Annotated in this window: 19 protein-coding genes and 1 pseudogene; 8 read left to right on the top strand and 12 right to left on the bottom strand. The window is 64.4% G+C overall.

Annotation, left to right across the window (positions count from 1 at the left end; genetic code table 11):
- Nucleotides 1-8: 8 nt before the first annotated feature.
- The 4 genes from EBB56_RS09680 to EBB56_RS09665 form a co-directional block, all read right to left on the bottom strand.
- Complete coding sequence (locus tag EBB56_RS09680) at nucleotides 9-1211, bottom strand: MFS transporter (protein ID WP_124804153.1); 1203 nt, start codon at nucleotides 1209-1211, stop codon at nucleotides 9-11.
- Between the two features lie 52 nt (nucleotides 1212-1263).
- A complete protein-coding gene (locus tag EBB56_RS09675; protein ID WP_260425324.1) occupies nucleotides 1264-2283 on the bottom strand; it encodes a GlxA family transcriptional regulator in 1020 nt (339 codons plus the stop codon).
- Nucleotides 2284-2500: 217 nt separating this feature from the next.
- Nucleotides 2501-4096: a solute:sodium symporter family transporter gene (locus tag EBB56_RS09670; RefSeq protein ID WP_045992933.1), complete on the bottom strand. Its 1596-nt coding sequence runs from the start codon at nucleotides 4094-4096 to the stop codon at nucleotides 2501-2503.
- 379 nt (nucleotides 4097-4475) lie between these two features.
- On the bottom strand, nucleotides 4476-4694 hold the full coding sequence (locus EBB56_RS09665) for a hypothetical protein (protein WP_045992932.1): 219 nt from the start codon (nucleotides 4692-4694) through the stop codon (nucleotides 4476-4478).
- Nucleotides 4695-4796: 102 nt separating this feature from the next.
- Between EBB56_RS09665 and EBB56_RS09660 the strand changes: the two are divergent.
- Nucleotides 4797-5352, top strand: a pseudogene (locus tag EBB56_RS09660) (DUF924 family protein).
- A gap of 244 nt (nucleotides 5353-5596) precedes the next feature.
- Nucleotides 5597-5836, top strand: a complete 240-nt coding sequence (locus tag EBB56_RS09655) for a GlsB/YeaQ/YmgE family stress response membrane protein (RefSeq protein ID WP_045992930.1) — start codon at nucleotides 5597-5599, stop codon at nucleotides 5834-5836.
- Between the two features lie 112 nt (nucleotides 5837-5948).
- Here the strand turns inward: EBB56_RS09655 and EBB56_RS09650 are convergent, their stop codons facing one another.
- The 3 genes from EBB56_RS09650 to EBB56_RS09640 all read right to left on the bottom strand — a co-directional run bounded on the left by EBB56_RS09650 (nucleotide 5949) and on the right by EBB56_RS09640 (nucleotide 10329).
- Entirely contained in the window at nucleotides 5949-7367 is a 1419-nt protein-coding gene (locus tag EBB56_RS09650; RefSeq protein WP_124804151.1) for an amidase, read from the bottom strand.
- A gap of 140 nt (nucleotides 7368-7507) precedes the next feature.
- Nucleotides 7508-8800 (bottom strand): 4-aminobutyrate--2-oxoglutarate transaminase, encoded by a 1293-nt coding sequence (gene gabT, locus EBB56_RS09645; protein WP_108133251.1) that lies wholly within the window; start codon nucleotides 8798-8800, stop codon nucleotides 7508-7510.
- Between the two features lie 89 nt (nucleotides 8801-8889).
- Nucleotides 8890-10329 carry an NAD-dependent succinate-semialdehyde dehydrogenase gene (locus EBB56_RS09640; RefSeq protein WP_124804149.1) on the bottom strand — a complete coding sequence of 480 codons (1440 nt, stop codon included), beginning with the start codon at nucleotides 10327-10329 and terminating at the stop codon, nucleotides 8890-8892.
- A gap of 310 nt (nucleotides 10330-10639) precedes the next feature.
- Between EBB56_RS09640 and EBB56_RS09635 the strand changes: the two genes are divergently transcribed.
- Nucleotides 10640-13096: a DUF1266 domain-containing protein gene (locus EBB56_RS09635; protein ID WP_124804147.1), complete on the top strand. Its 2457-nt coding sequence runs from the start codon at nucleotides 10640-10642 to the stop codon at nucleotides 13094-13096.
- Between the two features lie 240 nt (nucleotides 13097-13336).
- The gene (locus EBB56_RS09630; RefSeq protein ID WP_231498679.1) at nucleotides 13337-13963 is read left to right on the top strand and encodes a C40 family peptidase; all 627 of its coding nucleotides are present in this window, start codon (nucleotides 13337-13339) and stop codon (nucleotides 13961-13963) included.
- A gap of 139 nt (nucleotides 13964-14102) precedes the next feature.
- Here EBB56_RS09630 and EBB56_RS09625 read toward each other — a convergent pair whose 3' ends face one another.
- Nucleotides 14103-14990, bottom strand: a complete 888-nt coding sequence (locus EBB56_RS09625; RefSeq protein ID WP_124804145.1) for a LysR family transcriptional regulator — start codon at nucleotides 14988-14990, stop codon at nucleotides 14103-14105.
- A gap of 88 nt (nucleotides 14991-15078) precedes the next feature.
- Here EBB56_RS09625 and EBB56_RS09620 point away from each other — a divergent pair, with 88 nt between their 5' ends.
- Nucleotides 15079-16299: an MFS transporter gene (locus EBB56_RS09620; RefSeq protein ID WP_045992994.1), complete on the top strand. Its 1221-nt coding sequence runs from the start codon at nucleotides 15079-15081 to the stop codon at nucleotides 16297-16299.
- Nucleotides 16300-16414: 115 nt separating this feature from the next.
- On the opposite strand, the gene msrA is transcribed toward EBB56_RS09620, so the two are convergent.
- Nucleotides 16415-17056 carry a peptide-methionine (S)-S-oxide reductase MsrA gene (gene msrA, locus EBB56_RS09615; RefSeq protein ID WP_045992924.1) on the bottom strand — a complete coding sequence of 214 codons (642 nt, stop codon included), beginning with the start codon at nucleotides 17054-17056 and terminating at the stop codon, nucleotides 16415-16417.
- A gap of 330 nt (nucleotides 17057-17386) precedes the next feature.
- On the opposite strand from msrA, the gene EBB56_RS09610 reads away from it, so the two are divergent.
- Both EBB56_RS09610 and EBB56_RS09605 read left to right on the top strand, forming a co-directional pair.
- The gene (locus tag EBB56_RS09610; protein ID WP_124804143.1) at nucleotides 17387-19645 is read left to right on the top strand and encodes an FAD-dependent oxidoreductase; all 2259 of its coding nucleotides are present in this window, start codon (nucleotides 17387-17389) and stop codon (nucleotides 19643-19645) included.
- 110 nt (nucleotides 19646-19755) lie between these two features.
- Complete coding sequence (locus EBB56_RS09605) at nucleotides 19756-20400, top strand: CDP-alcohol phosphatidyltransferase family protein (protein ID WP_124804141.1); 645 nt, start codon at nucleotides 19756-19758, stop codon at nucleotides 20398-20400.
- Between the two features lie 195 nt (nucleotides 20401-20595).
- Here EBB56_RS09605 and EBB56_RS09600 read toward each other — a convergent pair whose 3' ends face one another.
- On the bottom strand, nucleotides 20596-21078 hold the full coding sequence (locus EBB56_RS09600; protein ID WP_045992921.1) for a peptidylprolyl isomerase: 483 nt from the start codon (nucleotides 21076-21078) through the stop codon (nucleotides 20596-20598).
- Between the two features lie 220 nt (nucleotides 21079-21298).
- On the opposite strand from EBB56_RS09600, the gene EBB56_RS09595 reads away from it, so the two are divergent.
- Nucleotides 21299-21574, top strand: coding sequence for a hypothetical protein (locus EBB56_RS09595; protein ID WP_045992920.1), 276 nt, complete (start codon nucleotides 21299-21301; stop codon nucleotides 21572-21574).
- A 186-nt stretch (nucleotides 21575-21760) separates the two neighbouring features.
- On the opposite strand, the gene EBB56_RS09590 is transcribed toward EBB56_RS09595, so the two are convergent.
- Nucleotides 21761-22231 (bottom strand): glycine zipper 2TM domain-containing protein, encoded by a 471-nt coding sequence (locus tag EBB56_RS09590; protein ID WP_045992919.1) that lies wholly within the window; start codon nucleotides 22229-22231, stop codon nucleotides 21761-21763.
- A 505-nt stretch (nucleotides 22232-22736) separates the two neighbouring features.
- On the bottom strand, nucleotides 22737-24332 hold the full coding sequence (locus EBB56_RS09585; protein ID WP_124804139.1) for an isocitrate lyase: 1596 nt from the start codon (nucleotides 24330-24332) through the stop codon (nucleotides 22737-22739).
- Nucleotides 24333-24533 lie beyond the last annotated feature (201 nt).

The following is a 24533-nucleotide window of genomic DNA, read 5'->3' as shown; positions in this document are numbered from 1 at the left end:
GGTGAAAGTTATTCCTTAATCTGGGGGCGACCGGCGTCAAAGGCAAGACGCTGCGCCGCGATCAGTATCAGCGGCAGGGCAGCCATCGGCAACAGCCACAGATTGAGCGTCTGCCAGCCAAGCCACTGGATCAGCGGGCCGGCCGCCAGGGCGGTGATCGCCGCAGTGGAAAACACCAGGAACTCATTGGCGGCCTGAACACGAGCCTTTTCTGCGGGCAGGTGACACTCGGTCAGAAGGCCAGTGGCCGGCAGAAAGGTAAAGTTCCAGCCCAGTCCCAGCAGGATCAAAGTGACATTGAAGCCCGCCAGGCTGGAGGGTGCCAGGGCGCTGAGGGCACTGGCGCAAAGCAGCACACAACCCAGCGCGATCATGCGTGTCGTGCCGAACTGCTGGGTCAGTTGGCCGGTGAAGAACGAGGGCGCGAACATCGCCAGCACATGCCACTGAATCGTCATCGATACGTGGTGAAAGGCGTGGCCATCGGAGGCCATGGCCAGGGGGGGAGCGGTCATGGCCAGGTTCATCACGCCGTAGCCGATCATGGCGGCGAGTACCGCAAGCCAAAGCTTGGGCTGTGCCAGCAGCTCCCCGAGCGGACGTCTCCTGCCATGACGGGTGCTCGGGTCCAGCGGGGGCAAAGGTACCACCAGCAACAGGGCCAGAGCGATGAGGTAGAGCGCTCCCAGGCCGACAAAGCTTCCGAGAAAGGGCGTCGTGACAGCATCCTGACTGATACGTGCAAGCCAGGGGCCGAAGAAGGCGGCCAGCACACCACCGCCCATGACCAGACCGATAGCCCTGTCCCTGGCGCCGCTCGGGGCCAGCTCGATCGCCGCGAAGCGATAGAGCTGACCGAAGCCGATGCCCACGCCGATCGCCATGGTCGCCACGGCGAAGGCGGCGAAGTGATTGGCCAGCAGCGCCAGGTAGGCGGCCACCGTGCCGGCGAAGCCGATCAGGTTGCCGATCACGAAGCCTCGCTTGCGCCCCAGTCGGCCCATGATCAAGGAGGCCGGCAGGGTGGCGAGCATCAACCCCAGCCACTGAGTCGCCACCGGCAGGGTGGACAGCCAGGGCGAGGGCGCCAGGCTCTGGCCGATCAGCGGCGAGACGGCGATCAACAGAATGTTGCCGCTCACCAGCAGCGCCTGACACAGCGACAGCAGAAGCACACCGCCGGGGAGGCGGGATGAAGTCACAGGGGGCATGGCGGAGTCTCCGGTAATGAAGGTCGTGGATAAAAAAGACTGAGGCGGTAGCTCAGCGATGGTTCGCTGAATCGGCGCCGAAGCGCGCGCGGTAGATCGACGGCGAAACGCCATAGTGGCGATGGAACTGGCGTCTCAATTGTTCGCTGGTGCCCAGGCGCCAGCGTGCAGCGAGGCGTTCCAGCGAGGTTTCTCCACGCACCAGCTCGCGCCGAGCCGCCTCCAGGCGCAGTCCGGTGAGATACTCGCCGGGACTGGTGTCCAGGTGGTGGCGAAACAGCCGGGTCAGGTGGCGTGGGGTGATCTTCAGGCTGTCGGCCATGCTCTCCAGGTCGAAGGCGCCGCCGGGGTCGGCGTGCAGTCGATCGATCAAGGGGCGCAGGCGGGGGCCGCAACGATGCTGGCGAGACAGCAGTTCGCTGAACTGGGACTGGCCGCCGGGGCGATGGAGGAACATCACCAGTTCGCGGGCCACCGCTGCGGCGGCTTCTGCGCCCAGATCACTCTCGACCAGCGACAGTGCCAGGTCGATGCCGGCGGTGACCCCGGCGCTGGTGTAGCGCCCGGCGTCATGGACGTAGAGCGCATCGGCCTGGACCCTTACCTGTGGAAAGTCGTCGGCAAGCCGTCGACAGTGACGCCAGTGGGTGGTGGCGCTGCGTCCGTTAAGCAGGCCCGCATCGGCCAGCAGGAAGGCGCCAGTGCAGACGGCGCCCAGGCGCCCGAGGTGCGGCGCCACCCGCGTCAGTCGTTCGCGCCAGCGCTGTTGCTGGCACTGGACGAAGACGCCGTGGCCTCCGGCGATGAGCAGGGTGGTCAGGTCGCGGCCGTTGCCGCCAGCATCGGGGGGCTTGTCGAGTTCGCTCTCCCACTCTTCCCAGTCAAGATCCGGCAGGAGTCGCAGACCGCCGTTGGTGACCAGTTCGCTCGCACTTCGGCCGATCAGACGTAGCCGGTAGGCAGGCTTGCCCAGCACGTCGTTGGCGCTGGCGAAGACCTGCCAGGGGCCGCTGACGTCGAGCATCTGACAGTCGGGGTAGGCCAGCAGGGCGACGTCTCGAGTCGTGGTCACGATGGGGCTCCAGAGAAGGGGGGGCGCACCTGACAACGGCGCGACAGCGAATCTCTGGAGTCTGGGGGAGGTCAGGAATGTCGGCAAGGACCATTACCCCACCGATATGGACATGTGGTGTCCACAACGACGACGCCCCGCCTTGACAGGGCGGGGCGTCGCGGTCAGAGCAGACCGTGGTGACGGTCAGGTTCTGGTCCGTCGGAGATCGGGAGCATCAGCCGGCAAAGGCCAGGTAGATGGCGATGACCAGGATCACCAGCACGATGCCCGCCGGCACGGCGCCCTTCCAGGGCGTCAGGTCGACGGCGCCCACGTCCTCCTGCTTCCAGGCCTCAGCGCGCGGGCGCAGCTTGCCGATCACCAGCATCAATGCCACCAGCAGCACGAACACCAGGGCGACGAAGTGGAACTCGTGCATGATCACCGGCAGCTTGTTGAAAGGCGGGATGAAGTAGCCACAGAAGATGGCCAGACAGCCACCCACCAGGGCGATCTTGGCCGCCATGGGGGGCACCCGCCGGGTCAGCAGGCCGACCACCACCACCGCCAGGATGGGGATGAAGTAGATGGCGTTCATCTTCTGCAGATAACCGAACAGGCTTTCCTGACCGGCCAGCAGTGGCGCGATGATCATCGCGGAGATGGCCATGATCCAGCCGAACACCTGGCTCGACTTGACCACCTGGGCCTCGGTGGCGTCCTTCTTCAGTACCGCCTTGTAGAGGCCCAGACTGAACAGGGTGGTGGTGGAGTTCAGCGCCGAGTTGAAGGAAGACAGGATGGCGCCGACCATCACCGCGGCGAAGAAGCCGGTGAGCGGCGCCGGCAGCACGTTGAACACCAGGTGGCCGTAGGCCGCGTCAGCCTTGACGCCCTGATCGGCGTACAGGTGGTAGGCGATGATGCCCGGCAGGACAAGGTACAGGGGCCCCAGCAGCTTGAAGAAGCCGGTCAGCAGCACGCCCTTCTGGCCCTCGGCCAGGTTCTTGGCGGCGAAGGTCCGCTGGATGATCTGCTGGTTGGTGGTCCAGTAGAAGACGTTGATCAGGAAGACGCCGGTGAACAGGGTGAAGAAGGGGACGCTCTGCTCGCTGCCACCGATGGAGTTCATCTTGTCGGGGTTGGATTCCTTGAGGATCTCCCAGCCGGCGAGCACACCGCCGCTGTCGCTGACCGCCTGAAGGCCGAAGTAGACGATCACAAAGCCACCGATCAGCAGGCCGACGCCATTGAGGGTATCCGACACGGCAACGGTGCGCAGGCCCCCGAACAGGGCATAGATGGAGCCGATGATGCCGACGATCCACACCGTCAGCCACAGCAGGGTGGTGCTGGATTCGATGCCGGTGAGCCCGGACAGGTCGAGCATGCCCTGCAGGCCGATGGCGCCGGAGTAGAGGATGATCGGCAGCAGTACCACCGCGTAGGCGATCAGGAAGATCACGTTGGTGATCAGCTGGGTGCCCTTGTCGAAGCGAATCTCGAGCAACTGGGGCAGGGTGGCGATGCCGCTTTTCAGAAAGCGCGGCAGGAAGAACAGCGCCAGCGCCACCAGCGCCATGACCGCCACCACCTCCCAGGCCATCACGCTGAGGCCATCGGTGAAGGCGGAGCCGTTGAGGCCGACCATCTGCTCGGTGGACAGGTTGGTCATCAACAGCGAGCCGGCGATCAGCGGGAAGGTCAGGCTGCGGCCCGCCAGGAAGAAGCCGCTGGTGCTTGAATGGTCGTCACGGCGGGTGATGCGCCAGGTGATGAAGGCGACCAGTCCTGTAAAGAACAGGAAGGACGCGAAGGTGAGTAGGGGCATGGTGTCATCCTTGCGGTCGTTGTCCGGTGCGGCGTGGTCGTGAGCCACCTCCCAAAGGGGGCATGGCGATTACCGCACTTGGGTCGATGTCCGTGCCGAGCGCCAGCTGGCAGACCAGTGGCGCCGACACCCAGGAAGTATCTTTGCAGCGCTTGCGTCATCCTGCCCGCTGCAGTGCATCTTTTGGCGCTGAAGCAGCGCGGGTTCGCGCAGTGTCGCATTGACGTCAAGTCGGTGGAAATTCCGAAAGTCTTCGTCTTTTTCCAGAAAGACGTCGAACTTAAAGGATTAAGTTAACGGACGGTTGCGTATTCCAACTACGTGATCGCAAGTCTAATCGGCTCTCCGTGGCGAGCCATACGTCTTTTGTCGCAGCGGGTCAGTTTGGTGGAGCTGCTGAAATCGGCACAGGCTCGATGATGCCGAACAGTTGCAGCAGTGTCGGCGTTGCCGCGATGATAAAGCCGCACAGGGCCAGTGCACGACCGGGCCATCGGCGCTGCGGGTGGCGTGCCAGGTGAAGGCCGAGCAGGCAGACCAGCAAGCCCGTGAGATGAAACACCACGGCGAGCGATCGAAGCAGTTCAAACGAGGTCATGGGCTGTCCCTGGGCATCCTGTGGCAGAGGGGCGACGTGGCGGAATCCGCGAGCGAAAGGGCGCGGCCGCCTGGGTCACAAGCGAGCGAAGGGGAGTCTGCCATGACCGACAGGGTGGTGCGAGCCGACGAAGTGATCGAGTTCTGGTTTCAGACGCTGACACCAAAACAGTGGTTTGCCAAGGATGATGCGCTGGATGGCCGTATCCGCCATGACTTCGGTGCGACCCTGGCGGCGGCGGCCGCCGGCGAGACCTGGCAGTGGCGTACCTCGGCCCGCGGGCGGCTGGCGGAAATCCTGGTGCTCGATCAGTTCTCTCGCAACATCTACCGCGGCGAGCCGCGAGCCTTCGCCTGTGACGGTCAGGCCCTGGTACTGGCCCAGGAGGGGGTGTCCCAGCGCGCAGATCGGGTGCTCGATCCTCCCTGGCGAGCCTTCCTGTACATGCCCTATATGCACAGCGAGTCGTTGCGTGTGCACGACGAGGCGCTGCGCCTGTTCGACCAACCGGGACTCGAGCACAACCTGCACCACGAACATCGCCACCGCGAGGTACTGGTGCGTTTTTGGTCGTTATCCTCAGCGCAATGAGGCGCTGGGACGAGCGTCCACCGCCGAGGAGCTGGCCTTTCTTGCCCAGCCCGGCAACCGATTCTAGTCGCGACGAAGGGCCTGTCATCGGCGCTGACCCAGCGTCACCGGACGGTATTCGTGCTGTCGCGTCTCACATTACGTGACATATCCCTACTTTCGTATGCATTGATGTAATGGTATAGCTGTGAACGGTGAAGATCGTCCCCGGGCGATCGACGCGGCACCTCGCGCCCTGGTCAAGGGATTTGGTCGAAGGAGCGAGGGTGAATGATTCGCAAGTTTCCATTCAGTGACGAAAGGAGAACGCAATGAGCTTTATCGCGTGGTTGATCATCGGTGGTCTGGCGGGCTGGATCGCGGGCAACATCATGCGTGGCGGCGGCTTCGGCCTGCTCGGCAACATCGGCGTCGGCGTGGTGGGTGCCCTGATTGGCGGCCTGCTGTTCAGCCTGGTGGGGCTGTCCAGCGGCGGCTTTATTGGTTCACTGGTCACAGCGGTGGTGGGTGCCGTGGTGCTGCTGTGGGGTGTGGGCAAGCTACGCGGTTAGCGCGCTCTGATCAGCGACCGAATGGCGTCGACTCGCCGTCATCGCAAGGGGCCCGGTGCACTGCACCGGGCCCTTGTCGTAGCTGGCCCCTGCCAGGGGCCTGATGCACTGCTCAGCCGGCGCGCTGGGCCGGGTCCGGCAGGGTCGGGAAGCGCGGCGGATGCGCCTCGAGAAAGGCGTGGCAGGCGCGCAGTACCCGGGCGTCGTCGAACTTGCCGCCGGCCAGCTGGAAACCCACCGGCAGGCCACGGTCGGTGAAACCACAGGGCACCGAGGCGGCCGGCTGCTGGCTCAGGTTGAAGGGGTAGGAGAACGGCGCCCACTCCTCCCAGTCGCGCATCTGGCTACCCGGCGGCACCTGGTGGTTGATCTCGAAGGGGCTGATCGGCACCGAGGGCGTCATCAGCAGGTGGTAGTCCTGGTTGAACTGCTCAAGACGCATGGTCAGCTCGGCTCGGGCCGCCTGGGCGCGAAACAGCTCCACGGCCTTCCACTCTTCTGCGCGCAGGGCGTTCTCGTAGAGGCCGGGATCCAGCTTGGCGCGTTCGCTGTCGCTGAGCTGCGAGACCATCTCCAGCGAGGCGGTGAACCACAGCCGCTGAAAGATCCATAGCGGCGAGGGCAGCTCTGGATCCACCTCGCAGATCTCCGCGCCCAGATCCCGCATGCGATCCGCCGCTTCTCTGACCCGTGTAGCGACCTGAGGGTCCACCTCGGCGAAGCCCAGATCGGTGGAAAAGGCGATGCGCAGTCCCTCGAGCCCCTTGCCGATATCCTGGCCCCAGTCCTCCGGCTGGCCCCGGGTGGCGTAGGGATCGACATAGTCGTAGCGGCCAATGACATTGAGCATCGCCACGGCGTCGTCGACGCTGCGGGCGATGGGCCCGATATGGGACAGCGTCGGTTCTTCCGCCGGCGGCCACTGGGGCGTCCAGCCGAAGGTCGGCTTGAAGCCGAACACCCCGCAGAAGGCGGCAGGAATGCGGATCGAGCCGCCGGAGTCGCCGCCCTGGTGCAACACCCCCATGTTTAGGGCCGCTGCGGCGGCAGCACCGCCGGACGAGCCTCCCGCGGTCAGGCGGGTATCCCAGGGGTTGCAGGTGGCGCCGAACACCCGATTGTCGGTGACCGCCTTCCAGCCGTCTTCCGGGGTGTTGGTCTTGCCCAGCAGGATGGCGCCGGCCTCCCTCAGGCGTTTCGCCGGTGGCGCGTCGGCATCGCAGGGCTCGCTTGAACCCAGCAGCGAGCCGTTGGACGTCGGCATGCCGGCCACGTTGGTCAGATCCTTGAGCGAGACCGGAACACCGTCGATCGGACTCAGCGGCTTGCCCTGGCCCCAGCGACGTGCCGACGCCTTGGCCGCCTTTTCGGCACCCTCGGCGTCGACGTAGGTGTAGGCATTGACGGCGTCGTTGAAGCACTCGATGCGCGCAAGCGCCGCCCGGGTGGCTTCCAGGGGGGAGGCGTCGCCACTGCGATAGTGCTCCGTCAGCGCGGCAACGCCCAGAATGCCCAGTTCGTCCTCTTGCATGGTCGGGTCCCTCGCGTCCATGGATGGACCCTTACCCTAGCTTGATTCGGCATAGTGTTGCCAACCCCCACACACGACGACGCCACCGGCGGGACCGGTGGCGTCATCGGCTGACGGCTCAGGCCGTCAAGGCTTCACGATCAGGCGGTGGCGGCGGCTTCGCTGCCGACCAGGGCCTTGAGGTTCTGCTCGACGATGTCCAGGCCTTCCTCGAGTACCTTGTCCTCGATGGTGACCGGCATCAAGAAGCGGATGGTGTTGCCGAACATGCCGCAGGACAGCAGGATCAGGCCCTGCTCCCGGGCACGCTTGCACAGGGCGGCGGCGAGATCCGGAGCCGGCTGACCGTCCTTGCCGTTGAGTTCGAAGGCGGCCATGGAACCCAGGTTGCGCGGGTGGACCACGGCGTCGAAGTCGCTCGCCCACTGGGCAAAACGCTTGGCCAGCTTGTCGCCCAGCGCCTGGCTCTTGGCCAGGATGTCCTCTTCCTCGAACACCTCCATCACCGCCAGGGTGGCGGCGCAGGACACCGGGCTGCCGGAGTAGGTGCCGCCCAGCGAGTTGCCGCCAGAGGCGTCCATGTGCTCGGCGGTGCCGACCACGGCGGAGATCGGCATGCCGGCGGCCATGCTCTTGGCCATGGTCATCAGGTCCGGCTTCACGCCGCTGTGCTCGATGGCGAACATCTTGCCGGTACGACCGAAGCCGCTCTGGACCTCGTCGACGATCATCAGGATGCCGTGTTCGTCACAGATCTCGCGGATCTTCTCGAGGAAGCTCTGCGGCGCGGGGTAGAAGCCGCCTTCACCCAGTACCGGCTCGAGCACGATGGCGGCGGTGTCCTTGGGGTTGGCGTCGGTCTTCAGCACCATCTTGAGGCGACGCACCGCCTCTTCCTCGCTGATGCCGTGCTCGGCCACCGGGTAGCCGGCGCGGAACACACAACCCGGCATGGTGCCGAAGTCGCTGGCGTAGGGGGCAACCTTGCCGTTCATCGCCATGGTCATGAAGGTACGGCCGTGGTAGCCGCCGTCGAAGCAGATGACGTTGTTGCGACCGGTGGCGGCGCGGGCGATCTTGACCGCGTTTTCCAGCGCCTCGGCGCCGGAGTTGGCCAGCATCACCTTGGCCTCACCGCGCACCGGGGTGATCGCAGCAAGCTTTTCGGCGACCTTCACGTAGCCCTCGTAGGGCATCACGGTCTGGCAGGTGTGCATCACCTTGTCGAGCTGGTCCTTGACCGCCTGCACCACCTTGGGGTGGCAGTGACCGATGTTGAGCACGCCGATACCGCCGGCGAAGTCGATGAAGCGGTTGCCATCGGCATCCCACAGTTCAGCGTTCTTGGCGCGATCGGCGAAGGCGGTGGCGGGGCTGGCCGCGCCCTTGGCGACGTACTTGTCCTTGAGTTCGTTCAGCTGAGCGTTATTCATGTCGTGACTCCTTTGAGGGCACTGAATGTATAGGGTAGACGCTAGGTCCGGGACACGCAGGGCGTGCCCCGGGGAGACGGGGCTGGCCCTTAGAGGCCGCCGACACAGGCGTACTTCAGCTCTGTGTACTCATCGAGGCCATGGCGTGAACCTTCGCGACCGAGACCCGATTCCTTGACGCCGCCGAAGGGGGCGAGCTCGGTAGAGAGGATGCCCTCATTGATGGCGACCATGCCGTACTCGAGTTGTTCCATGGTGCGCCAGATACGGCGATAGTCGGTGGCATAGAAGTAGGCGGCCAGACCGAATTCGGTGTCGTTGGCCATGGCGATGGCTTCGTCGTCGCTGGAGAAGCGGAACACCGGGGCCAGCGGCCCGAAGGTCTCTTCCCGGGCGACACGCATGTCGGTGGTCACGTCGGCCAGTACCGTGGGCTGGAAGAAGGTGCCCTTCAGGGCCTCACCGCCGGCGACCAGGCGGGCACCGTTGTCGAGGGCGTCAGCGATGTGCGACTGCACCTTGTCCACCGCTGCCGAGTTGATCAGGGGACCCTGAACCACACCGTCCTCGAGGCCGTTGCCGACCTTCAGCTCGCCCACGCGCTTGGCCAGCTTCTCGACAAAGGCATCGTAGACGCCGTCCTGAACCAGGAAGCGGTTGGTGCATACGCAGGTCTGGCCGGAGTTGCGGTACTTGGAGGCGATGGCTCCCTCGACGGCGGCGTCCAGGTCGGCGTCATCGAAGACGATAAAGGGCGCGTTGCCGCCAAGCTCCATGGAGGCCTTCTTCACGGTGTCGGCGCACTGGGCCAGCAGGATCTTGCCCACCGGTGTGGAGCCGGTGAAGGACACCTTGCGCACTCGGGCATCGCCGGTCAGTACCGGGCCGACTTCGCGCGGGGAGCTCGAGGTCACCACGTTGAGCACGCCGGCGGGGATGCCCACGTCTTCAGCGAGCTTGGCCAGTGCCAGGGCGGTCAGCGGGGTGGCCTCGGCCGGCTTGACCACCACGGTGCAGCCGGCGGCCATGGCCGGAGCGCACTTGCGGGTGATCATCGCCAGCGGGAAGTTCCAGGGGGTGATGGCGGCGACCACACCGACCGGCTCGCGGAACACCAGGATACGCTTGTCGGGTCCGTGGCCCGGCAGGGTCTCGCCAGCCACACGCTTGGCTTCCTCGGCGTAGAACTCGACGAAGGCAGCGCCGTAGGCGACCTCGCCACGGGACTCGGCCAGCGGCTTGCCCTGTTCACGGGTCATGAGTTCGGCCAGGGCTTCCTGGTGGTCCATGATGCTGTTGAACCAGGCGCGCAGCAGGGCCGAGCGTTCCTTGGCGGTCTTGCGCTTCCAGCCGGCCCAGGCCGCATCGGCGGCACCGATGGCTTCGCGGACTTCCTCGGCGTTCAAGTCCGGCACCTCGGCCAGGGTCTCGCCGGTGGCGGGATTGGTGACGCTGAAGTGGCGATCGGCGTCACGCCACTGGCCGCCGATGTACGCCTTGTCGATGATCAGGTCCTGAACGTGGGACATGCGGGAGCTCCGGAAAGGGTCAGAGAAGAGGGGTGTTATGTCATGATTGACGAGTGTGCATTATTTGAAACATCTCGCCAAGGGCTGTGATCGGAATTTTTTACGCCCGTTCGAAGAATGCATCGATGAGGCTTGCCGGGCCCTCGAGGCCCAGGTCTGGAAGATCTATCGGCAACAATCGCCATCGGCGTGGCGAACAGTTTCCGGTACACTGTGTCGCCGACTTCTAGCTGCCCGAAGCGATGGTCCTTGGCGCCTTGTGTCAGGCCGGACCGGGCTGGCCTGACTCCGTGTTTCTGCGAGGTGAGACTTGGTTGATCCGCTCAATGCCTGGTGGGCTCAGCAACTGGTGCTGTGCGACTGGGCCTTTATGCCTGACCCCTTGATGCTGCCTGAAGAGGCGGCACGTGAGCGATTGGCCGCCCTCGAGATCCCCGACCGGGGCGAACTGGGGTGGCGCCTGCTCGAGCTCAATGCGTCGAACACGCTGCCTGCCTCCCATCTGCTGGGAGCGCTTGAGCTGGTGGCCCTGGCAGGGGCGTCGGGATGGATGTCGGCCGAGGTGAGTCGTGGCTGGGCAGCACGCCTGTGCAGCGACATCCACCATCGTCACGCAAGCCTGGATGAATGGCTGGAGGCACTCTGCGCCTCCCGCAGCGGCGAAGGCTGGCTTCGCGGCGATGAGGGCTTGCTCGATACCTGCCGGGCACTGTCGAAGCTGGAAGGCGAGGGCGTCGGCATCACCTGGCCGTTGCTCGGCACTGCGCTGAGTCGCGAGCCTGCCGCCGCCCTCTGGCCCGACAGCCCGGAAGATCGCGTCTGGCGATTGCGGGCGGCCTTCTCGCCGGTACTGATGACGCCGGCCAGCATCGATGACTGGGACGGGGTCGAGGCCTGGCTGGGGGAAGTCTGGCAGATTCACGGCGCCGAGGATCTCAAGCGCGCCTTGCTGTGGCTGACCAGTCAGGGCGATCGCCAGGGCTGGGATATCGACGCTGCGCGGTTGATGGCGGTCAGTGCCGGCGAACGCCAGGCCTGGTGTGAGGGGCTGGCGCCTCAGGAGCGCCCATACGGCCGCCTGCTGTGTCGCTACGTGGATCAGGGGGAGCCGCTGGAGTGGGCCGCCTGGGACTGGCTGAGGGCGGTGGATCTGGCCTGGGCCGGCAGCTGCATCGGCTGGCTGACACCCCAGGAAGCGTCGCTGCTGGCGCATCACGCAGGCGATCTGGTCCAGCGTCGCTACAGTGACTGGAGCGCCCTGGCGCGCTCCTATCAGCGCGGCCGTGGTCTGTTCGAAGGTCAGGACCGGCTGCCGACCCTGGCAGCCGACTGGCAGTTGCTGATGGGCTCGCCGGTGAGCCCTTGGCATGGCTCGTTGCAGGAGTTGCTCGGCCAGGAGCAGGTCGAGGCATCACGTCAGGCGGCCAGGCAGTGGCGCGCCTCGCCTCGCCACTGGGTGCTGGCGCTGGCCTCGGTGCGTGAACCCGAGCTGGCGGCACGTCAGGGGCCGATTCCGCCGCTGCCCCAGGCGCGTCGTGACGAGGCGCGCAAGTACCTGGCGGAGACCCTCGATCTGCACCCCGACGAGGGCGCCCGCTCACTGGTGCGCTACTGGCTGCCGGCCCAGGCCCATCATCTCAATCAGCTGGCGGCTGACGCGTCGCATCGAGCGCTGCCTTCGGCCAGAACCCCCTTTGGTGATGCGCCCCAGGCGGATCTGGCAGGTCGTGATGGCCTGGCCAGGGCGACCCGCCATTCGGCGACCATCCATATGGCCGAGAAGTACGCCTTCTACTTGCTGATGAGCATGGACAGTGAGCAGTTCGACGAGGACAGCCTGACCGATATGGCGGCGTCCCTGCGCGATGTGCTGTGTCGGTTCTACAGCACCCCCAAGCGCCTGCTCGAGGCCTGGGCGACCTGGGATGCGCTGTTGCCGGAACCGGATCAGCCTTCCTTGACCTACGAGATTCGCTGGCACCTGGACGATCCGGGTAGCCTGTTCCACTGGCTCGAATGGCGCAGCGGCGATTGGCGCGAGCCTGGCGAGCGTCCGAGCCTGATGCACTTTACCGCGCTGTCGCTGGTGGGGCCCTTGAACACCGCCGCCTGGAGCCTGCCGCAGCCGGAAAGCGACCGGGAAGGGGCTTCGATCCTGGAGTGGATCGATGGACACTACGGCCTGCACTCTGCCACCGAGCTGATCGACTTCGTGCGCTTTCTGCTGGACGCCGGTGATCGCCAGGAATATCAGATCAACTACGCGCCCTATACCCTCAACAGCGCGCGCCTGAATTCCGAGATTGCGACCCTGGAGTCCGGTGAGTGCAACGAGGAAGAGCGCAATCACCTGGAGCGCCTGCTGCGGGTACGTGACAACGCCGACCAGTGCAATGACGTCGACATGTGCGCCTGGGACCTGGCCCAGGCGGTCGACCTGGCGATCGCCGGTCGCCAGCTGGGCTGGCTGGCTCAGCAGGACTTCCTGGCACTGCTCGAGCGTGCGCACCAGTTGGCGTCGGAGCACTACGCCGGTTGGCAGGAGTATGCCCGGGGTCTCTATGCAGGATTTTCGTTCTTCATGGGGGAAACCCCTGAGCGCGAAGCGTTTCTGGCCAGCTTCCGCCAGGCGCTGGTGGCCTGGCTGTCGGGCGCTCCGCCCCTCGCCGGCACCTGGGCCAGCCTGGATTTCCCGGGTGCGCGTCCCCGCCATTGGGCACCGCTTCACATCGATACCTTGCCGGGAGATGGACGAACCCTGCACTGATCGTCGCGAAACAGCAGAAAAAAACGCCAAAAAATTGTCCTGATCTATCGTCAGATCGGATAATTTTGGCTAGTATCGTATTGATCTTTCGTCAGGCCTCCCATCAAGAAGGAGGCCGAATTGTCAAACTTGCAGCTGAGGGGCGTTATGGTAGTGACACGAGTGCGTCACTTCCACAGCGGCTCTTGGGCGCCGGCAGGCCGTCAGCCAGGCCGGTTCAGGGAATGAGGTGTGTGTCGCATGAGCGTCGCCCAGACAAGCCGCGTGACAGCGGCGATGGTGTTGCTTGGCCTGCTGTCAGGCTGTGCGGCATCGAACTACCAGAATACCGCCGATAACGACTACTTTTCCCGCGATATGCCGAGCCTGGCCGAACGCGCCGCCTCGCGGATGTCCCCGCTGGAGGACCCCGCGGCAGGGGGCAGCTTCCTTGAAGATCCCGCCGCTGCCATCCGCGAGGCGCTGATGGCGGAGCACGATCGCTGGGCGGGTACGCCCTATCGTTTCGGCGGCACCGGCATGAGCGGCATCGACTGCTCGGCGCTGGTGCAGAACATCTTCAGCGACGCCTTCCAGGTGCAGCTGCCGCGCACCACCGGCAGCCAGGTGCATACCGGCGAACCGATCACGCGTGATCAGCTGTCACCCGGCGATCTGGTGTTCTTTCGTCCTCCGGGCAACCGCCACGTCGGCATCTACGTCGGCCAGGGGCGCTTTCTGCACGCCTCATCGTCGCGCGGTGTGATGATCTCCAAGCTGGATAACAGCTACTGGCGCCGCTACTACTGGCAGGCGCGTCGACCGCTGGAACCCACCCGGTTGAGCATGCGCCAGTTCGCCTACAGCCCGGCTGGCATGGGCGGCTGAAGCGTCCTCGGCGCCATCGACGTCGCCACCACAACGGGGCGAGCCTTTCACTGGGCTCGCCCCGTTTGCGTTGGGTCGCCTTGGTGCTTGGCTGGCGAGGCTTCGGCCAGTCCTTGGCCAGCCCTCGGCGCCTCCAGGGCTACAACGAGTCGCGTTGCGACAGGGCGTAGTCGATAAAGGCGCGCTCGGCGCGTGACAGGTAGCCCTGGGGCTGCCAGGCCAGCGACAGGGTCAGCCAGGCGGCGGGGTCAAAGGACACCGCCGACAGGTCATCTTCCTCGATCACCCGACGCAGAAAGGTGGTGATACCGAAGCCCTGGCGGACGATGGCCTTGGTCAGCGGGATCAGGTTCGACTGGAACGTCAGGCGGGGCTGGATATCCAGCCGTCTGGCCATGGCGTCGACGAACTCGCGGTGAAAGTAGCCGTCCTGGAACAGCACCAGCGGCTCGTTCAGAAAGGCTTCCGGGGTCACGCTGTGGCGTGCCGTGAAGGGGTGGTCCCGGGGCGTGCAGACCACCATCTCCGCGCGCAGCAGGGCCTCGGTTTCCAGTTCGCAGGTACTGCCATCTTCGACCACGATCCCCAGGTCCAGCTCGCGTGCCTTGATCATTGCCTGCAGTCGCCGGGCGCCCGCCTCGATCACCGTCATGCGGATACCGGGGTGGCGTGCGGCAAAGCCCATCAGCAGCGGCGGCAGATAGTAGGAGCCCAGCATCGAGGGGATGCCGATGCGCACTTCGCCCTTTACCAGGCCGTTGAGTTCCTTCAGCGCCAGTTCGGTGGCACTGGCGTCGGCGAGTAGCCGTCGGGCATGTTCCAGTAGCACCTCACCTTCTGGTGTCAGTCGAACACGCCGATCATGGCGTTCGAACAGACGAGTGTCGAGGCGTCGCTCCAGGCCTGCGATGGTCTGGCTGACGGCGGACTGGGCGATGTGACGGGCGCGGGCGGCGGCGCTGAAGCCGCCGTGGTCCACCACCGCGACAAACAGCGACAGCGAGCGCAGGTCAAAGGGTAGCGACATAAGGGAATGTGATGGATAGCATCATGTTCTTCTGTTGGTGTGATGGTAGTGAAGCATGGAAGATGGGCGAGGCCAACCGGAGACCGCCATGATTCACGCCAATACCCCTGCCTGGCGCAGGGCGACCCTCGCTCTGTGTCTGGGCTCGATGCTGGTATTCATCAACCTCTACGCCCCCCAGCCATTGCTGCCGCTGCTGCGCGATACCCATGAGGCTTCGACCCTGAAGGTGGGCCTGGTGATGTCGCTTGCCACCCTGACCCTGGCGCTCTCGTTGCTGGTCTATGGGCCCTTGTCCGACGCCATCGGGCGGGGCGGTATCATGCGTGCGAGCCTGTCGGTGGCAGCTGTCGCGACACTGTTGGCGGCATTTGCGCCTGGGCTCGACTGGCTGCTGGTCGCTCGCGTGCTGCAGGGGGTCGCCCTGGGAGGGCTGCCGGCGGTGGCGATCGCCTGGATGGGCGACGAGTTCTCGCCGGAGGCGATGAGTCGAGCCGTGGGGCTCTATATCGCGGCCAATACCCTGGGCGGTATCGGTGGTCGCGTGCTGGGAGGCGTCATCGGTGAATGGTATGGCGTCCAGGCGAGTTTCGTGGCGATTGGCGGTTTGACCCTGGTGGGCGTGGCGGTGTTCTGGTGGCTGCTGCCGGCGGCCCGTGCCTTTGCGCCTCAACCCTTTCGAGTGGGGCACGCCTGCCGCCAGATGCGTGGCCACCTGGCCAACCCATGGCTGCTGTCGGCCTATCTGATCGGTGGTCTCAACTTCCTGGTGTTCATCAACCAGTACAGCTACATGACCTTTCGTCTGGCCGAGGCACCCTTTGCTCTCGGGCCCCGCTGGCTGGGCCTGCTGTTTCTGACCTACCTGGGCGGCACTCTGGGCTCGACGCTATCTGCCAGGGTCGTCGCCAGAGCGGGAGCGCCCGCCACCATGGGGTTGGGCGTTGTCATCATGATGCTGGCGCTGGGTCTGTCCCTGATACCGATGCTCGCCGTCATCATTGCCGCCTTGACCCTCAGCGCCTTCGGCTTCTTTCTGTGCCACGCCACCGCCTCGGGCTGGGTCGGTCGCCAGGCCCGCGAAGGACGAGGCGGCGCATCGGCGCTCTATCTGGTGTTCTACTACCTGGGGGCGAGTCTCGGGCCGCTGTGGCTCGAGCCGTTCTGGCTGTGGCGGGGCTGGCCTGGGGTGGTGGCGGCCAGCTGGCTGGTGCTGGCGACCACGGGCTGGCTGTCCTGGCGGCTAGGAAAGCGGCTGCAGCGTGCACAACACCAGTGCGTCGTCGAGCGTCGACTCGAACACGTATGAGTCCGCTACTGCGACGCGGTTGCCGATAGGTTGCAGATGCGTTGCAGAGACCGATCGACCTTGGCTCGCACCAGGGTCGATCGGTGTGGCATGACGTTGCTGTCAGCGCCGCGCCCTAGGACGCTGCGGACTGCTCTGGCGCCTCGTGGGGCATGGCTTCGTCTCCCCAGATTTCCTTTAGCCGGTCAGGGCGGCCGCAGGAGTTCTTGTAGAAGGTGTAGCGCACCTTGTTCTTCTGGTAGTAGTCCTGGTGTTCATCCTTGGTGGCATAGAAGGTGCCAGGATCTTCGATGGTGGTCTCGATCGGCTGGTCGAAGCGCTCGGCGATGTCCGCCTTGCTGGCCTCGGCCAGTTCACGCTGCTCGTCGTTCAAGGGCAGCAGGGCGGAGCGATAGGAATCTCCCACATCGCAGAATTGGCGGTTGGCGACGAAGGGATCGATATTGCGCCAGAAGACGTAGAGCAGATCCTGGTAGCTCACTTTGTCGCTGTCGTAGGTAATCTCGACGGCTTCGGCGTGCCCGGTTCCACCGGCGCCCACCTGTTCATAGGTCGGGTTTTCCGTGTTACCTGCTGCAAAGCCGGATATGGTGGCCTCGACACCATCGATCTTGTCGAAGGCTTCCTCGACACACCAGTAGCAGCCGCCAGCGAAGATGGCCTTCTCTTCGGCGGCGAGGGCGGGGGTCGTGGAAAGCACGGCACCAGTCAGCAGGCCGGCCAGCAGGAAGGTACGCTGATTGAAGGGATATCGCATTCGTAGGCTCCGTCAGGATGGCGTCATTGTAAGGTTCGAGTAGGGCAGTTCCCGGTTGGTTCAGTCATTGTGGCAGGCGCATCCTTACATGCGCTGTCGATAAGGGGATGATTTTTTGCATTTTCGGTCGTAAGGCTCGGTCGCCTGTGCGCGACTCAGGCAGACTGCTAATCTCGATTGCATCCCGATAGCCGGCCGCACAGCTCCTGGTAACGTCATCGTCTCGTCGCAGGACGGGCGCAGGACAACGGGTGCCGCTGCTGCTGGCCACGGCTACCTATCGATCATCGACCCGATCATCGACACCAGTTGACCTAGAAGGAGACGCGGGTGACCCGTAACAAATGGATCTTGCTGGCACTGATTGCCGTCGCCGTGGTGGCGTTCTTTGTCACCGGCGCCAACGAGGCCTTTACGCTGGACGCGATCAAGGCCCAACAGGCGCAATTTCAACAGTGGTTCCACGAGGACCCCTGGACCGTGGCCGGTGGCTTCTTCGCGGTCTATATCCTGATGGCGGCGCTGTCGCTGCCTGGGGCGGGGTTGCTGACGCTGCTGGCGGGGGCCTTGTTCGGCTTCTGGATCGGTCTGGTGCTGGTGTCCTTTGCCAGTTCGCTGGGCGCGACCCTTGCCGCGGTGATCGCCCGGACCCTGCTGCGTGAGACGCTGGAGACGCGTTTTTCGCGCCAGCTGGCGCGAATCAACGGCGGCATCGAGCGCGAAGGCGCCTTCTACCTGTTCACGCTGCGGCTGATTCCGATCTTCCCCTTCTTCGTGATCAACCTGGTGGTCGGCCTGACCCGCATGCGTCTGTCCACCTTCTATTGGGTCAGCCAGCTCGGCATGCTGCCGGGTACCATGGTGTTCGTGAATGCTGGCCGGGAACTGGGTGAACTCGAGTCGCTGGCGGGCATCCTGTCGCCAGGGCTGATCCTGTCCTTTGTGTTGATCGGCTTGTTTCCCTGGATCGCCAAGGCCGTGGTGGCGGTGCTCAAGCGTCGCCGGCTCGCCGCCGAATACCAGCGCCCGTCGCGTTTTGACCGGGATATCGTCGTGATCGGTGCGGGCTCGGCGGGCCTGGTGGCAAGCTATATTGCTGCGGCGGTGAAGGCTAAGGTAACCCTGGTGGAGCGCCACCGCATGGGCGGCGACTGCCTCAATACCGGCTGTGTGCCGTCCAAGGCATTGATTCGCGCCGCTCGCGCCGCCGAGGACATTCGTCGGGCGCCGTCCTATGGTGTCAGCGCCGGTGAGCCAAGCGTCGACTTCGCCGCTGTGATGGGCCACGTCCACGGCGCCATCGCCGAGGTCGAGCCCCATGATAGTCCGGAACGTTATCGGGGCCTGGGCGTCGATGTGGTCGAAGGAGAAGCCAGGCTGCTCGATCCCTGGCGGGTGCAGGTTGGCGAACAGGTGCTGACCACCCGTCACGTGATCATCGCCAGCGGTGCCCGCCCCAGAGTCCCGCCGTTGCCGGGGATCGATGATATCGAGGTGCTGACCTCCGACAACCTGTGGGAGCTAAAGGCATTGCCGAAGCGCCTGGTAGTGCTTGGTGGTGGTCCGATCGGCAGTGAACTGGGACAGAGCTTCGCCCGGCTGGGTAGCCAGGTCACCCTGGTGGAGATGGGCCCGCAACTCTTGCCACGCGAAGACGAGGACGTCGCCAGGGAGGCGGCTCAGGGGCTCGAGGCCAGCGGCGTGACGCTGTGCCTGTCGACTCGGGCGCTCAAGGTGGTGGCCGGTGACGGCGATCTCCATCGACTCGAGATCGAGGTCAACGAGGCAGGCGAGACACGTATCGAGCAACTGGAGTTCGATCAGTTGCTGGTGGCGGTGGGTCGACAGGCCAACGTCGAGGGGCTCGGGCTTGAAGAACTGGGCGTGGGCACTCGCGACAACGGCACCCTGGACGTGGATGGCGGGCTGCAGTCAGTGCTGCCTAATGTCTGGGCCTGTGGCGATGTGGTCGGGCCCTTCCAGCTGACCCATGCCAGCGCCCACCAGGCCTGGCACGCCACCGTCAATGCCCTGTTTGGCGAGTTCAAGCGCTTCAATGTGAGCTATCGGGCGCTGCCGGCGGTCACCTTCTGTGACCCGGAGGTGGCGCGAGTGGGGCTCAACGAGCGCGAGGCCAAGGAGCAAAAGGTGCCCTTCGAGGTCACCCGCTACTCACTGTCCGAGCTCGACCGGGCCATCGCCGAGGGCGATACCACCGGATTCGTCAAGGTGCTGACCGTACCGGGCAAGGATCGCATTCTCGGTGCCACCATTGTCGGTGCTGGCGCTGGCGAGATGCTGGCGGAGTTCACCCTGGCAATGACCCGCGGTATCGGACTGAACAAGCTGTTGGGGACCATCCACCCGTACCCGACCCACTCGGAAGCCGTAAAGGCCGCCGCCGGGGTGTGGAAGAACGCGAACAAGCCCGAGCGGGTCCTGGGGTATCTGGAGCGTTACTTCAATTGGCGGCGAGGCGGGGGAGGCGACGCCGATTCCTCAAGCCAGCCGGTGACGGGAGACAGAGCCAGTGCGAGCTCCGAGCGACACGAAGCATCGTCGCTGTCCTCTGCCCAGTCCAACGACTGAGCGAACCGCCCAGGCAGTAGCCTGGACCTGAAGACACAAGCGGTGGGCCCTGGCCCGCCGCTTGTGCTTTCCTTCTGCCGAATCGACGTTTTACTGCTGACGAGACTTTTATGCTGGATCGCTGGACCATGCCCAGAACCCAGGCGCCCCTGGCGCCTCTGGTCAAGATGCTGGAGCGCTGCAAGGTAACGCCTGATCAGGTGACTCTAGTGGGATTTCTTATCGGCTTGCTGGCACTGCCGCTGCTGGCCGTTCAGGCCTATGGATGGGCGCTGGCGGCTATCCTCCTCAATCGACTCGCCGATGGCCTGGACGGGGCGCTGGCGCGCCGTCGGGGTACGCCCAGCGATGCCGGGGGATTTCTCGATATCGGGCTGGACTTCGTCTTCTACGCCGCCGTGGTGCTCGGTTTTGCCCTGGCCGACAGCGAGCGCAATGCCTTGCCGGCAGCGCTGCTGCTGTTTGCCTTTATCGGCACCGGGACGTCCTTTCTGGCCTTCGCCATCATGGCGGCGCGCCATGATCTCGAGCGCCCACGCTTCCAGCGCAAGGCCTTCTACTATCTGCACGGCCTGACCGAAGGTACCGAGACCGTGCTGGCGCTGGTGGCCTTTTGTCTGTGGCCGGCGCACTTTCCTGTGCTGGCAGGGCTGTTCGCCGCGGCCTGTCTGCTGACCACCGCCACTCGGCTATGGGGCGGCTATCATACCCTCAGGGCAATCGAGCGAGGCGCTGGCGTCGAGGACAGAAGCTGATCCCCGGTCGTGGCTCGCGAGGTGAGGGGCCTTTCATCAGACGTGATACTCAGACACGCGAAAGGGCAGCCTGGGCTGCCCTTTCTCTTGACCATGCCGGCTGTTGATCCTGCTGGCGCTTGATCCTGCTGGCACCTGATCTTGCCGGCACTTGATCATGCATGCTCGTGGTGCTTCCGACGAGCGTAGCGCTGATCAGTGCTCGTGGCCGCCTTCGCCGTGCACGTGGCCGTGCTCGATTTCTTCCTGGCTGGCTTCACGGACTTCGGCGATCTCGACGTCGAAGTTCAGGTTCTGGCCGGCCAGCGGGTGGTTGCCGTCGACGGTGACGGTGTCGCCTTCGACCTGGGTCACGGTGACCATCAGCGGACCGCCCTGGGTCTGCGCCTGGAACTGCATGCCCGGCTCGATGCTCTCGACACCCTGGAAGGCGTCACGCGGCACTTCCTGGACCAGCTGCTCCTGTACTTCGCCGTAACCTTCGGCGGGGGCAACCTTGGCGTTGACCTTGTCGCCGGCGGCCTTGCCTTCGAGTTCCTTTTCCAGACCCGGAATGATGTTGCCGGCGCCGTGGAGGTAGGTCAGCGGCTCGCGGCCTTCCGAGCTGTCCAGCACTTCACCTGCATCATTGGTCAGGGTGTAGTGGAACGCGACAACGGAATTTTGCGCAATTTGCATTGATGAACCTTTGGTGAGTGCGTGTGAGGACGCATGGTAACGCGTGGGTGCTGGGGCTGTCAGGGGCGTGGGACATTTTTCACCTTGTGTGGTCATATCCTGAACGGTATTCACGCGCGCCCTCTGCCACCTTCGGGTTGTTGCGCAGTATCGGTGGTGGGGATACCCTCTTGTGAGATTTTTCGATTCTGCCTTTCACGCTTTTCTTGCGGAGCTGAACATGACGCTATTTGTGATCTGGGTGCTGGCCTTTGCGGTACTGCTGGCGGTGATGATCAAGGCCTGGGACAAGGGCCTGAGCTGTGCCCTGGGCAGCCTGCTGCCGGCGGTACTGCGCAGTGACGATGACCAGTGGATCTGGTGCCCCGCCCTTGCCGTGCTGGGGGCCACCTTCATCGTCTTCCCCATCGATATGCTGATGACACTGCTGGTGATCGGCATCATCGCCCTGGTGGGCTGCAAGCTGGGCTGCTGGGTGATGGGCAAGGTCCACTAGTTCGGTGACGACGTGAATCACCTGGCCTTCTCCAGGTGATCACCGAAAGGGCCCTGAGGCGGATACGCCTCAGGGCCCTTTGTATATAACGCAGAGAGTATGTAACGCAGAGATGTTTGCGGGGGAGCGAAGCGCTGTTGTCGCTTACAAGGACAAGCCCCTTTCTCGAGCGCTTTCGTCAAGCCCTCAGTAGGGGGCAACACTCTGACGTGAACCGCTGCCGATCAGGCGAACACGCTGCCCCACCTGGAAGGCCTGGTCTGCCTTCTGCACGACGACCACGGTCTGGCCGCTGTCCTTGCGAATCTCCATCTCCCAGGCGTCGGTGCGGTTGACGCCTTTCTCGATCTGGTTGCCGGCCACGGCGCCACCGATGGCACCTGCGGCGGTGGCGATGGTGCGACCGGAGCCGCCGCCGACCTGGTTGCCGAGCAGGCCACCGATCACCGCGCCACCACCGGTGCCGAGGATGCCGCCGGCGGAGCTTTCACCCTGGATCTGGACGCGACGCAGGGCGGTGATGGTGCCGAACTGCACGTTCTGGGCGGTCTGTGCCTGGTTGCCAGAATAGACGTTACCCGAGTACTGGTTGGTGGCGGTGCAGCCGCCAAGCACCACGACGCTCAGCGCCAGGACAGGAAGGATGGATGTTTTCATGGCGATTCTCCTTGAATGTCTTCTGCGCCGAATTCTGAACGCATCGGTTCGGGTCACATTTGCTTTTGGTAGTACCGCACCAAAGTTCGCAAACGCTGTTCGAAAATAGTGTAACGCCTGTTTGGAGGCTTTGACAGGGCGATGGTTCCCCGGATCCAACGATGATCGGGTCTCGTCCGTCTCATGGTAGCCGTCCGCCTGTCTCCCTTGTCGCCCCGCGACTGCCACTAAGTCGCGCCGACAGCGCTTTCCTGACATTCATCATATGCCGAACCGGACCTGCCAGGCCAATGGGCATCGGAGGGGGTCGCATGGCTGCAGTTGTCGGCCTCGCTGGAGCCAGACGTGTTAGTTCGAGAGTAGGCCCTTGCCAGGGAAGAAGGAAAGGCTGGCTTGGCAGAGCAAGATCACGGACAGCAAAAAGGGAGGCCGACGGCCTCCCTTGCTTACAGTCACAGGGCTCAGTGTCTGGGCTCAGTGACTGGGTGCCGCTGGCCCGCGATCCTTAGCCGAACTGGTTCATGGTGTTGTCCTTGCCGCCGGCCTTGAGTGCCGCGTCGCCGTGGAAGAACTCCTTGTGGTCGTCACCGATATTGGAGCCGGCCATGTCCTGGTGGCGAACGGTGGCGATACCCTCGCGGATCTCGCGGCGCTGCACACCCGCCACGTAGGCCAGCATGCCCTCGTCGCCGAAGTAGCCCTTGGCCAAGTTGTCGGTAGACAGGGCGGCCGTGTGGTAGGTCGGCAGGGTGATCAGGTGGTGGAAGATACCTGCCTCGCGGGCGGCGTCACGCTGGAAGTTGCGCGTCCACTCGTCGGCCAGTTGGCCAAGCTCAGTGTCGTCGTAGCGTGCATTCATCAGGTCGGCACGCTCGTAGGCGGAGACGTCCTTGCCTTCGGCTTCCCAGGCGTCGAACACCTGCTGGCGGAAGTTCAGCGTCCAGTTGAACGACGGCGAGTTGTTGTAGACCAGCTTGGCGTTGGGCACCGCCTCGCGGATGCGGTTGACCATGCCGGCGATCTGGCCGACGTGGGGCTTTTCGGTCTCGATCCACAAAAGATCGGCACCGTTCTGCAGGCTGGTGATGCAGTCCAGCACCACCCGGTCTTCGCCGGTGCCAGGCTTGAACTGATAGAGGCCGGAGGCGAGACGCTTGACCTTGACCAGCTTGCCGTTCTGCTTGATCACCACGTCGCCGTTGTCGATATCGGAGGCCGAGGAAATCTCTTCACCGTCGAGGAAGCTGTTGTACTGATCGCCCAGGTCGCCTGGCTCGTTGGTGACCGCGATCTTCTGGGTCAGGCCGGCACCCAGGGAATCGGTACGGGCCACGATCACCCCATCATCCACGCCCAGTTCAAGGAAGGCGTAGCGTACGGCGTTGATCTTGGCGATGAAGTCCTCGTGGGGCACGGTGACCTTGCCGTCCTGGTGGCCGCACTGCTTCTCGTCGGACACCTGGTTCTCGAGCTGGATACAGCAGGCACCGGCCTCGATCATCTTCTTGGCCAGCAGGTAGGTGGCCTCGGCGTTGCCGAAACCGGCGTCGATGTCGGCGATGATCGGCACGATGTGCGTTTCGTGGTTGTCGATCTGGTTGGTCAGATCGTCGACCTTGGCGCTGTCACCGGCTTCCTTGGCTTCTTCTCGGGCACGGAACAGGTGGTTGAGCTCCCAGGTGTCGGCCTGGCGCAGGAAGGTGTAGAGCTCTTCGATCAGCGATGCCACGCTGGTCTTCTCGTGCATGGACTGGTCGGGCAGCGGACCGAACTCGCTGCGCAGGGCGGCGACCATCCAGCCGGACAGGTAGAGGTAGCGGCGCTTTGTGTTGCCAAAGTGCTTCTTGATGGAAATCAGCTTCTGCTGACCGATGAAGCCGTGCCAGCAGCCCAGTGACTGGGTGTAGTTGGCGGTGTCGGCGTCGTAGGCGGCCATGTCCTCGCGCATGATGGCGGCGGTGTAGCGAGCGATGTCGAGACCAGTGCGGAAACGGTTCTGCACGCGCATGCGGGCGGCGCTTTCCGGATCGATGTTGTCCCACTTGCCGCGCTGGGCTTCACGAAGCTGGGTCAGGGTCTTCAGTTCTTCACGAAAGGTCATGATCGGGCCGTCCTGATGTTGAATCGACTGTTTGGTTCGACGTTCTGATACGACTTGCCTGGCATCCATGGTGAGGGGCGGTGTCGGGGCGGTCGCTTTCGACCGGCCTTTGGCTCCAGTGGCTTGCAGGCTCTTGCGGTTGGCGTCATTGCAAGAGGATCGACTGCTCGCCATGCCATGCTGCACCTGCGAAGTGTAGTC

The sequence above is a fragment of the Halomonas sp. YLB-10 genome, from assembly GCF_003856855.1.
Classification (GTDB): Bacteria; Pseudomonadota; Gammaproteobacteria; order Pseudomonadales; family Halomonadaceae; genus Halomonas; species Halomonas litopenaei.
This window is presented reverse-complemented; position numbering and strand designations above follow the sequence as displayed.

What these genes read in the sequence shown, in the direction of transcription:
- EBB56_RS09680 (WP_124804153.1), bottom strand. Translation starts at nt 1,211, where the DNA reads ATGCCCCCTGTGACTTCATCCCGCCTCCCCGGCGGTGTGCTTCTGCTG.
- EBB56_RS09670 (WP_045992933.1), bottom strand. Translation starts at nt 4,096, where the DNA reads ATGCCCCTACTCACCTTCGCGTCCTTCCTGTTCTTTACAGGACTGGTC.
- EBB56_RS09665 (WP_045992932.1), bottom strand. Translation starts at nt 4,694, where the DNA reads ATGACCTCGTTTGAACTGCTTCGATCGCTCGCCGTGGTGTTTCATCTC.
- EBB56_RS09655 (WP_045992930.1), top strand. Translation starts at nt 5,597, where the DNA reads ATGAGCTTTATCGCGTGGTTGATCATCGGTGGTCTGGCGGGCTGGATC.
- EBB56_RS09650 (WP_124804151.1), bottom strand. Translation starts at nt 7,367, where the DNA reads ATGCAAGAGGACGAACTGGGCATTCTGGGCGTTGCCGCGCTGACGGAG.
- gabT (WP_108133251.1), bottom strand. Translation starts at nt 8,800, where the DNA reads ATGAATAACGCTCAGCTGAACGAACTCAAGGACAAGTACGTCGCCAAG.
- EBB56_RS09640 (WP_124804149.1), bottom strand. Translation starts at nt 10,329, where the DNA reads ATGTCCCACGTTCAGGACCTGATCATCGACAAGGCGTACATCGGCGGC.
- EBB56_RS09630 (WP_231498679.1), top strand. Translation starts at nt 13,337, where the DNA reads ATGAGCGTCGCCCAGACAAGCCGCGTGACAGCGGCGATGGTGTTGCTT.
- EBB56_RS09625 (WP_124804145.1), bottom strand. Translation starts at nt 14,990, where the DNA reads ATGTCGCTACCCTTTGACCTGCGCTCGCTGTCGCTGTTTGTCGCGGTG.
- EBB56_RS09620 (WP_045992994.1), top strand. Translation starts at nt 15,079, where the DNA reads ATGATTCACGCCAATACCCCTGCCTGGCGCAGGGCGACCCTCGCTCTG.
- msrA (WP_045992924.1), bottom strand. Translation starts at nt 17,056, where the DNA reads ATGCGATATCCCTTCAATCAGCGTACCTTCCTGCTGGCCGGCCTGCTG.
- EBB56_RS09605 (WP_124804141.1), top strand. Translation starts at nt 19,756, where the DNA reads ATGCTGGATCGCTGGACCATGCCCAGAACCCAGGCGCCCCTGGCGCCT.
- EBB56_RS09600 (WP_045992921.1), bottom strand. Translation starts at nt 21,078, where the DNA reads ATGCAAATTGCGCAAAATTCCGTTGTCGCGTTCCACTACACCCTGACC.
- EBB56_RS09595 (WP_045992920.1), top strand. Translation starts at nt 21,299, where the DNA reads ATGACGCTATTTGTGATCTGGGTGCTGGCCTTTGCGGTACTGCTGGCG.
- EBB56_RS09590 (WP_045992919.1), bottom strand. Translation starts at nt 22,231, where the DNA reads ATGAAAACATCCATCCTTCCTGTCCTGGCGCTGAGCGTCGTGGTGCTT.
- EBB56_RS09585 (WP_124804139.1), bottom strand. Translation starts at nt 24,332, where the DNA reads ATGACCTTTCGTGAAGAACTGAAGACCCTGACCCAGCTTCGTGAAGCC.